Annotated in this window: 2 protein-coding genes; both read left to right on the top strand. The window is 51.0% G+C overall.

Going from position 1 to position 533, the window contains the following annotated elements:
• The coding region (locus ACFQEU_RS17955; protein WP_379784376.1) for a DUF6445 family protein at nucleotides 1-260 on the top strand (260 nt) is incomplete at its 5' end.
• A 6-nt stretch (nucleotides 261-266) separates the two neighbouring features.
• A partial coding sequence (locus ACFQEU_RS17950; RefSeq protein ID WP_379784374.1) for an MFS transporter occupies nucleotides 267-533 on the top strand: 267 nt, incomplete at its 3' end.

Here is a 533-nt window from a genome sequence, read left to right as displayed (position 1 = left end):
GCACGCGATTACCTGAGTACGCGCCGGTGCTGAAAGCCGAGGCTGTTGGCGCAGGCAAAGGTCTGTTTGGCCGCTATATGGGCCGTGACAACGTCTTTTTTGACGCTACCGATTACGTCGAGCCGATGTTTAATCGAGCCATTATTTACCCGAGTAACTGTTTGCATTCTGGGGTGTTGAATAATGCCGTGAATTATTCTTCCCGTGTGAACAAGGGCCGATTAACCGCAAATATGCTTATCATTTGTAACGAGGTGTAAATAATAATGTCCGATTCCTTAACCCCCGCTATGTCGACGTCGGTGCCTGATATGCATGCTTCGTCGCTACCCATGCCCTTGGGGCAGTTGATCAAAAATACGCTGGTGGTGGCGTTGGCCGGTTTGTTGTTCGGTTACGATACTGGAGTGATTAGCGGTAGCCAGATGTACTTTACCGAATATTTTGCATTTACGCCGGCCGAGCAGGGCTGGGCTGTGGGTAGTGCACTCTATGGCTGCTTGCTCGGTGCCTTGGTCGCGGGATTCTGTACA

This window comes from Halorubrum tibetense, assembly GCF_042661865.1.
In the GTDB taxonomy this organism is placed as follows: Archaea; Halobacteriota; Halobacteria; order Halobacteriales; family Haloferacaceae; genus Halorubrum; species Halorubrum tibetense.
Note: the sequence above shows the minus strand (reverse complement) of the source record. Positions and strands in the feature narration are given on the sequence as shown.